Annotated in this window: 8 protein-coding genes and 1 pseudogene; 3 read left to right on the top strand and 6 right to left on the bottom strand. The window is 56.9% G+C overall.

The window, feature by feature from the left end; translation table 11 throughout:
* A pseudogene (locus tag ACP2AU_RS16535) lies at positions 1-352 on the bottom strand (alpha/beta hydrolase); the annotation flags it as partial.
* A gap of 81 nt (positions 353-433) precedes the next feature.
* Here ACP2AU_RS16535 and ACP2AU_RS16530 point away from each other — a divergent pair.
* Entirely contained in the window at positions 434-658 is a 225-nt protein-coding gene (locus ACP2AU_RS16530; RefSeq protein ID WP_426377319.1) for a DUF2007 domain-containing protein, read from the top strand.
* A 1-nt stretch (position 659) separates the two neighbouring features.
* On the opposite strand, the gene thpR is transcribed toward ACP2AU_RS16530, so the two are convergent.
* Positions 660-1,250, bottom strand: a complete 591-nt coding sequence (thpR, locus tag ACP2AU_RS16525; protein WP_426377318.1) for an RNA 2',3'-cyclic phosphodiesterase — start codon at positions 1,248-1,250, stop codon at positions 660-662.
* 51 nt (positions 1,251-1,301) lie between these two features.
* On the opposite strand from thpR, the gene ACP2AU_RS16520 reads away from it, so the two are divergent.
* The gene (locus ACP2AU_RS16520; protein WP_426377317.1) at positions 1,302-2,297 is read left to right on the top strand and encodes a CobW family GTP-binding protein; all 996 of its coding nucleotides are present in this window, start codon (positions 1,302-1,304) and stop codon (positions 2,295-2,297) included.
* Between the two features lie 45 nt (positions 2,298-2,342).
* Complete coding sequence (locus ACP2AU_RS16515) at positions 2,343-3,014, top strand: class I SAM-dependent methyltransferase (RefSeq protein ID WP_426377316.1); 672 nt, start codon at positions 2,343-2,345, stop codon at positions 3,012-3,014.
* Here the strand turns inward: ACP2AU_RS16515 and ACP2AU_RS16510 are convergent.
* The 4 genes from ACP2AU_RS16510 to ACP2AU_RS16495 form a co-directional block, all read right to left on the bottom strand.
* The gene (locus ACP2AU_RS16510) at positions 3,011-3,772 is read right to left on the bottom strand and encodes a glutamine amidotransferase (RefSeq protein WP_426377315.1); all 762 of its coding nucleotides are present in this window, start codon (positions 3,770-3,772) and stop codon (positions 3,011-3,013) included. The genes ACP2AU_RS16515 and ACP2AU_RS16510 overlap by 4 nt on opposite strands.
* Positions 3,773-3,779: 7 nt before the next feature.
* A complete protein-coding gene (locus tag ACP2AU_RS16505) occupies positions 3,780-4,505 on the bottom strand; it encodes a YebC/PmpR family DNA-binding transcriptional regulator (protein WP_426377314.1) in 726 nt (241 codons plus the stop codon).
* Between the two features lie 120 nt (positions 4,506-4,625).
* Positions 4,626-5,426: an MBL fold metallo-hydrolase gene (locus ACP2AU_RS16500; RefSeq protein ID WP_426377313.1), complete on the bottom strand. Its 801-nt coding sequence runs from the start codon at positions 5,424-5,426 to the stop codon at positions 4,626-4,628.
* 166 nt (positions 5,427-5,592) lie between these two features.
* A complete protein-coding gene (locus ACP2AU_RS16495; RefSeq protein ID WP_426377312.1) occupies positions 5,593-6,021 on the bottom strand; it encodes an SRPBCC family protein in 429 nt (142 codons plus the stop codon).
* Positions 6,022-6,285 lie beyond the last annotated feature (264 nt).

Genomic DNA, 6,285 nt, shown 5'->3' with positions numbered 1-6,285 from the left:
CCCAAGCCCCCCCGTGAATGTAAAGCACGCGCCGACGCGGGTTGGCGCCGGGGGCCAATACCCATTCACCTCTCGGATGATCCTGGTGGCGGATGTCCGATTCAATTTCGACGTTTTCGCCCAAGCCATCAAGATGGTTGCGCAGGGCCATCAACCGAGCCTTGCCCTTGAGGCCACGGGAGGCGCGCCCCATGTCTTTGATGCGCTCGATCACCTCGTCATGAGCGGGGTTGGGGACGACTTCTTTGATAATCCAGTCCCTGCCATCGTACCCGGAAAGGTCTTTGACACGGAAGATCAGCAGCGTAACCAGAACGATCAGGGTAACGACGGCAAGCAGAATCCAGAGCATATACAATCCTTGGGCTACGAGACACAGAGCGTGGTCAAGACTATAGTTTATTCAGTATTCAGCATATAGGAGTCCGCCGTTTTGCAAATAGCCTATCGGGCCCGGGATATCACCGAAGCCCACATTATTGCCGGTCTTCTCAAAGCCCATGGTATAGACGCGCACGTTGGCGGACATTACCTGCAAGGGGCAATGGGTGAAATCGGCACGGCGGGTTTCACCAATGTGCATGTTGATGACGAAGATTGGGTTCGTTCGCGTGCGCTGGTGGAAGACTATGAAGCGAACCGGCTGGAGCCCTCCTGAGCTATCGGGCGCTAAGCGGATAGCGTTCCAGAACCGTGTAGACAGAGCCTTGTGGCCCCGGGGTGCTTTCAAATAGCACGAACTCCCGAACCATCCAGCGGCCGAAACGAGTGTTTTGATATTCACCGATCAACCCGGACACTGGTCCGGGGTTGTTCCGAAAGCGGCTGATTGTGATATGTGGCTTGAAAGACGGGTTCTTCAGCGTGAATCCGCGGGCGTTCAGCTGTCCGGCGAGTTTTTGTTGGAATCTTGTCAGCTCAGTTTCCGGGCAAACGCCCGCCCAGAGAGTCTTCGGATTGTCTGCGTGACCAAAGCAGCCCAGACCTGAAGCCTCAAGCTCGAACGACGAATGAATAACTGAACGGGCGCTGTTCCTTACCCGCTCTGTATGCTCTTCCTGTATCTCGCCAAGAAAGGCCAGAGTGAGGTGAAGTTGCGCATCGGTTTGCCAGCGAGCACCGGCAATCGGGGTTTTCACCTGCAAGAGTTTGGCTGTGATGTTGCCGGGTATTTCCAGCCCGAAAAATAGTCGCACCAAAGAAGGCTCCCGAATGGTTGGTGAAAACTCAGAGTAATGATACCTCATCATGGCTTGCCTCCTGCGTAGTTGTTATAATATAACGTTTTTGAGGCCTGGATTATGTCCACCAACACCCGCCCGATTCCCACCAATCTGATTCTCGGCTTTCTCGGTGTGGGCAAAACCACCGCGATACTGGATCTGCTCCGCCAGAAACCGGAGGGCGAAACCTGGGCGGTTCTGGTGAACGAGTTCGGTGAGGTGGGTATCGACGGTGCCATTCTGGAGACTGAGGGTGCGGTGGTGCGCGAAGTGCCCGGCGGTTGTATGTGCTGCGTTGCGGGCCTGCCCATGCAAATAGGCCTGAATCAGTTGATCGCTCGAGCCAGGCCCGACCGTTTGCTGATTGAGCCTACGGGCCTGGGCCATCCGTCCCAGATTCTGGATATCCTCACCGGAGAACATTACCGGGAGGTTTTGGCGTTGGGGCCGGTTACCACGCTCGTAGACCCCCGCAAACTCGAGAACCCGAAGGTGCTCGAGAATGTGCAGTTTCGGGACCAGATCGAGGCAGCGGACATCCTGGTGGCCAACAAGACCGACCTTTGCAGTGCGGCGCAACTTGCGGCGTTCGATGCCTGGGTTGCCCGCCTTCCTGAAGCTCGGCGTGCGGTGTACAAAACCCGCCAGGGCCAACTTCAGCCCGAGTGGTTGCATGGCGAGTGGGGGAGCCATTCCGTCTCGAACCCGGAAGCCCATCGGCAGCGGGCGGCACTGGAGCTTCGCCCCCAGCCACCGTCTCTGGAGGATCAGCCCTGGCAGCGCATGAGCAATCATGGCTCGGGGCATTACAGCGTTGGCTGGCGCGTACATCCGGAACTGCAGTTTTCCGAGGCCGCTCTGCTGGCCCTGGCGATGGATGAGCGCCTGGTGCGGTTCAAGGCGGTAGTTCACACGATCGATGGCTGGCGGGTGGTGAACCAGGTGGAGGGCGCATTAACGGTTCAGCCCTGTGAGCCGGGTGAGCAATCCAGAATTGAACTGATCAGTGCCGAACCGTTGGTGGAGGCTAGCCTGGATCAGCAAATGAAGCGGGCTGCCGGGTTGGAAGACTGAAAACAGTGATGACCTCTCCGTACCCGCTTGAGGGCTGATGAGCTGATGATTCAAAGCGCAGAAATGTTGGGTAGCACCAATGCAGTCTGCCCGGTGTGCGAAACCGGGCCGCTGACACCGTTTCGTGGGGTAGGGACGCAGCGCTATCTTCGCTGTGGCCTGTGCGAGGCGACCGTGATGGCGCCCGAGTGCCGTCTTTCGGAATCCGGGGAACGCGCCGTTTATGAACTGCACAACAACGAGGCAGGCGACCCCGGTTATCGCCGCTTTCTTTCAAAGCTGGCGGCTCCTCTGTTAGCGCAGATTCAGGCGGGTGCTGAGGGTCTCGATTTCGGGTGCGGCCCGGGCCCGGCGCTGGCGGGTATGCTGGAAGAGGCGGGCATGAGCATGGCGCTTTACGATCCGTTTTTTTATCCGGAAGATGCCGCGCTCAACCGTCAATACGATTTCATTACCTGTACCGAAGTTGTGGAGCACCTCTATCGGCCGGCCGAGGTGTTCCGAACGCTGGATCGTTTGCTGCGCCCCGGTGGTTGGCTGGGCATCATGACCTGTTTCCAGACCGACGATGCCCGTTTTGATAACTGGCATTACCGGCGTGATCCCAGCCATGTAGTGTTTTATCGGGAACAGACGTTTCGCTGGCTGGCTGATCGGCTGGGGTGGCAGCTGCATATTCCGGTGAAAGATGTCGTGCTTGCCCGCAAGCCGGCCTAGGCTTGCCTTTGAAGCAGATATTCGGAGAACAGCGTCAGTAAACGGCTGGCATCAGGAGCTGGCTGCACACCTCTGGCGAGCGCTTCTGCATCCAGACCCTCGGCAACAAGCTCCGGAGACTGTACGTCCAGGTAAGCCCTCATAATCTGATCGCTAAACTCCGGATGAAATTGCACGCCCCAGGCGTGTTCGCCAACTCGGAAGGCCTGATGCGGTTCGAAGCTGGAGTCGGCAAGAAGCACAGCCCCGGCGGGCAGCTCGAGCGCCGATTGCTTGTGGGTCAGATGGGCGGGAAATTCCGCCGGTAGCTGGCCGAATAAAGGATCTGACTGTGCTGCGTCGAGCAGGCGGACAGTGTGTGTGCCGGTCTCGCGCCCCTGAGGGTGATAGTCCGCCTTGCCTCCCAAAGCGTGCGCCAGCAACTGGTGACCATAACAAACTCCGAGAAGCGGCACACCTGCTTCGACCGCCTGCTTGATCCAGCGTGCGGTGTCTTCGCTCCACAGGGCTCGGTCACTGACCATCGCAGGCGAGCCGGTTATCACGATGCCGGCCCATTCTGATGGCGCCGAAGCGGGTGGGGCCTGCACCACATCCAGTACAGTTAAATCCAGATCGTCGGCCAGAGCTCGAAGGAACCAGGCGTCGAAATCACCGAATTGCTCACGGATTGCCGGGTAGGTCGATCCGGTTTTCAGAATAATGACTTTCGGCTTTTCCACGCCTGCTACCTCCGCGCTCAGGTTCTTCACCGGCAAGTTTCAATTATTCCTGTGGCAGCTCAGCGTTGTGGAACACGTTCTGTACGTCGTCCAGCTCGTTCAGCATATCGAGGAATTTCTCGAACATCGGAATGTCGTCACCTTCAACAACGGTACTGGTCTTGGGCAGGAACTGAATCTCGTCAACGTCGAACTCGATGCCGTCGAACGCGGCTTCCAGAGCCTGTTTGGCTTTGGCGTATTCGGTATTCGGAGTGAACACCGTGATCTTGCCATCTTCGCTTTCAATATCGGTTACATCGACATCGGCTTCCATCAGGGCCTCGAGCACGGCCTCTTCATCTTCACCTGAGAAGACAAAGATGGCGCAGTGATCAAACATATGGGCAACGGCGCCCGGAGTACCGATCTTGCACTTGGTTTTGGTGAAGGCCAGACGAACGTCACCAAAGGTACGGTTCGGGTTGTCGGTCAGGCAGTCGACAATCACCATGCAGTTGCCCGGCCCATAGCCCTCATAGCGCGCCGGAGCGTAGTCCTCACCGGCGCCACCCTTGGCTTTATCAATGGCTTTATCGATGACGTGAGTGGGGACCTGGTCTTTCTTGGCCCGCTCGATCAGGCCACGCAGGGAAAGGTTCGCTTGCGGATCAACACCGCCGGATTTGGCGGCCATGTAGATCTCACGACCGTACTTGCTATAAACCTTGGTCTTGGCGGCGGCCGTTTTGGCCATGGATTCTTTGCGGTTTTGGTAGGCTCTGCCCATATTCGCTGCCTCTGGGGGTCGGGGAAAAGGCGGATTTTACTGAACCTGAGAGGTTTGCAACAGGCCTGATTTCTCAGGTTGGGCTGATGGGTGGTTCCGCGTCCCTGCGGAACCGGGGTATTACACGTATTCGACCGGCTGGCGATAGTTTTCTTCAGACACCAGGTCGATGCCACAGTCCATGTCGCTGACCCAGTTCAGGAACCGGTCAACCATCACCGGTCCTTCAAAGCGCTTGCCATGCTGGGGCACGATCATCGCGACATCCATGCCGCGCACCATCTTTGCCCACAAGCGACACACTTTCTTGGAGGCGATATACCGGCGGTGGAATCCGATCATGTTCGGAATATGCCGGTCAAAGTCTTTTACCGGTTCATGGTCGTCTTCGCCGCCCATGGATGCGCCAAGGTCGCCTGAGAACAGAATTTTCGAAACCGGATCATAAAACTGCAAGTTACCCACCGAGTGCATGAAATGTGCGGGCAGACATTGCAGGTAAGATTCGCCAAACCGAACGTTGGCGCCCGTATCGGGGATGCTGATGATACGATCGTAAACGCTGCCGCTGAGCTGGTTGGTCACGTAGCTGGATACCAGGTGGGGCAGGAAGCGCGCCCACAGCTTAGAGGTAACGATTTTGGCCCGGGTGTGAACAATCCAGCGATCGATGGCGCCGATAATGTCCGGGTCCTGGTGGGATGCGAAAACATAATCCATGTCCCGGATGTTCATGTATTTCGACGCGGCCACAGACAGCGGAGTGTAAGTGAGGTCTCCGCCCGGATCGATCAGGGCTTCGTGTTTACCATCAACAACCAGAAACTGGTTGGACTGCACGCCCTCGCCAGTTACCAGAGAATCGAACATCAGGCACTTGTGGTGTCCATTGTCGAAAAGAACAATCGGTTCTGCCGCCATTTCGGTCTCCCGCAGAGCAGTATGTGTTCAGCCACAGGCTATTCTGATGGCCGGATATTGCAAACTGCGCGGGAGAATACCGAGTTGGTGAATGGCAGGCGTTGCGTCAGGTCAATTATCTGATATTAATCAAGTAACTGATTGTTGCCGTAGAGGACGTCTGGGCTCAGGCCATGGATGGCAAGCGGCGAATGCCGCGGCGCAGTCCCCGTTCCAAAGCCACGCGAAGAGCTTTACCGGTAAACGGCACAATCTCCTCAAACTGGATGGTGTACTGAATTCGGGTTTTTCCGTTGCCGGCATCGGAAAACAGAATCCGGCCGAGGTGATTGCGCAGGGGGCTCCGGCTGCTGATGGTGTACTCGATCAACGAATCCGGCTCGAAACCAAGAACCGTTTCCTGAAGAGACAGGGGGCCAATGCCGATTTTCCGGACCGAGCCAATGCCATTGGGATCAGCCTGGTCGCTGTCCTTGATTCGCTTGACCGGTGCGCCCACCAGTTTGCCGAAGCGATGATGGTCGGCAAATACCGCAAAGGCCTTGCGCGGGGAAACGTCGAAAGTCTCGTCAATCTGAATAGTGTGCAGTGCCATGGTGTTGCTCTTGTTGTTAGCAGATCCTCAAGGTTAACGGTTCGACGGTCTAGGCAAAAGGCGCGAAACTCAGTTTTCACAGCTGAGAACTGGTTAAAAGAGGCCATAGGTTTGCCGGTTGGTATTCCGGGGCCCGGTGGTTATAATCTCAGCAGCTCAGGACGAGCTTGTTAATCATCATCTTCAGGGACCGAAGTCATGCCCCAGGCAAGCGGATTGCAGTTCACCGCCCGTGTAGGCGAATTCCCCTCCGATCATTTTGTC

Origin of the sequence: Marinobacter sp. VGCF2001, assembly GCF_049943275.1 — a bacterium.
Lineage (GTDB): Bacteria > Pseudomonadota > Gammaproteobacteria > Pseudomonadales > Oleiphilaceae > Marinobacter.
This window is presented reverse-complemented; position numbering and strand designations above follow the sequence as displayed.

Excerpts from the sequence above, each read along its gene's own strand:
- thpR (WP_426377318.1), bottom strand. The coding sequence starts at position 1,250 with ATGATGAGGTATCATTACTCTGAGTTTTCACCAACCATTCGGGAGCCT.
- ACP2AU_RS16520 (WP_426377317.1), top strand. The coding sequence starts at position 1,302 with ATGTCCACCAACACCCGCCCGATTCCCACCAATCTGATTCTCGGCTTT.
- ACP2AU_RS16515 (WP_426377316.1), top strand. The coding sequence starts at position 2,343 with ATGATTCAAAGCGCAGAAATGTTGGGTAGCACCAATGCAGTCTGCCCG.
- ACP2AU_RS16505 (WP_426377314.1), bottom strand. The coding sequence starts at position 4,505 with ATGGGCAGAGCCTACCAAAACCGCAAAGAATCCATGGCCAAAACGGCC.
- ACP2AU_RS16500 (WP_426377313.1), bottom strand. The coding sequence starts at position 5,426 with ATGGCGGCAGAACCGATTGTTCTTTTCGACAATGGACACCACAAGTGC.
- ACP2AU_RS16495 (WP_426377312.1), bottom strand. The coding sequence starts at position 6,021 with ATGGCACTGCACACTATTCAGATTGACGAGACTTTCGACGTTTCCCCG.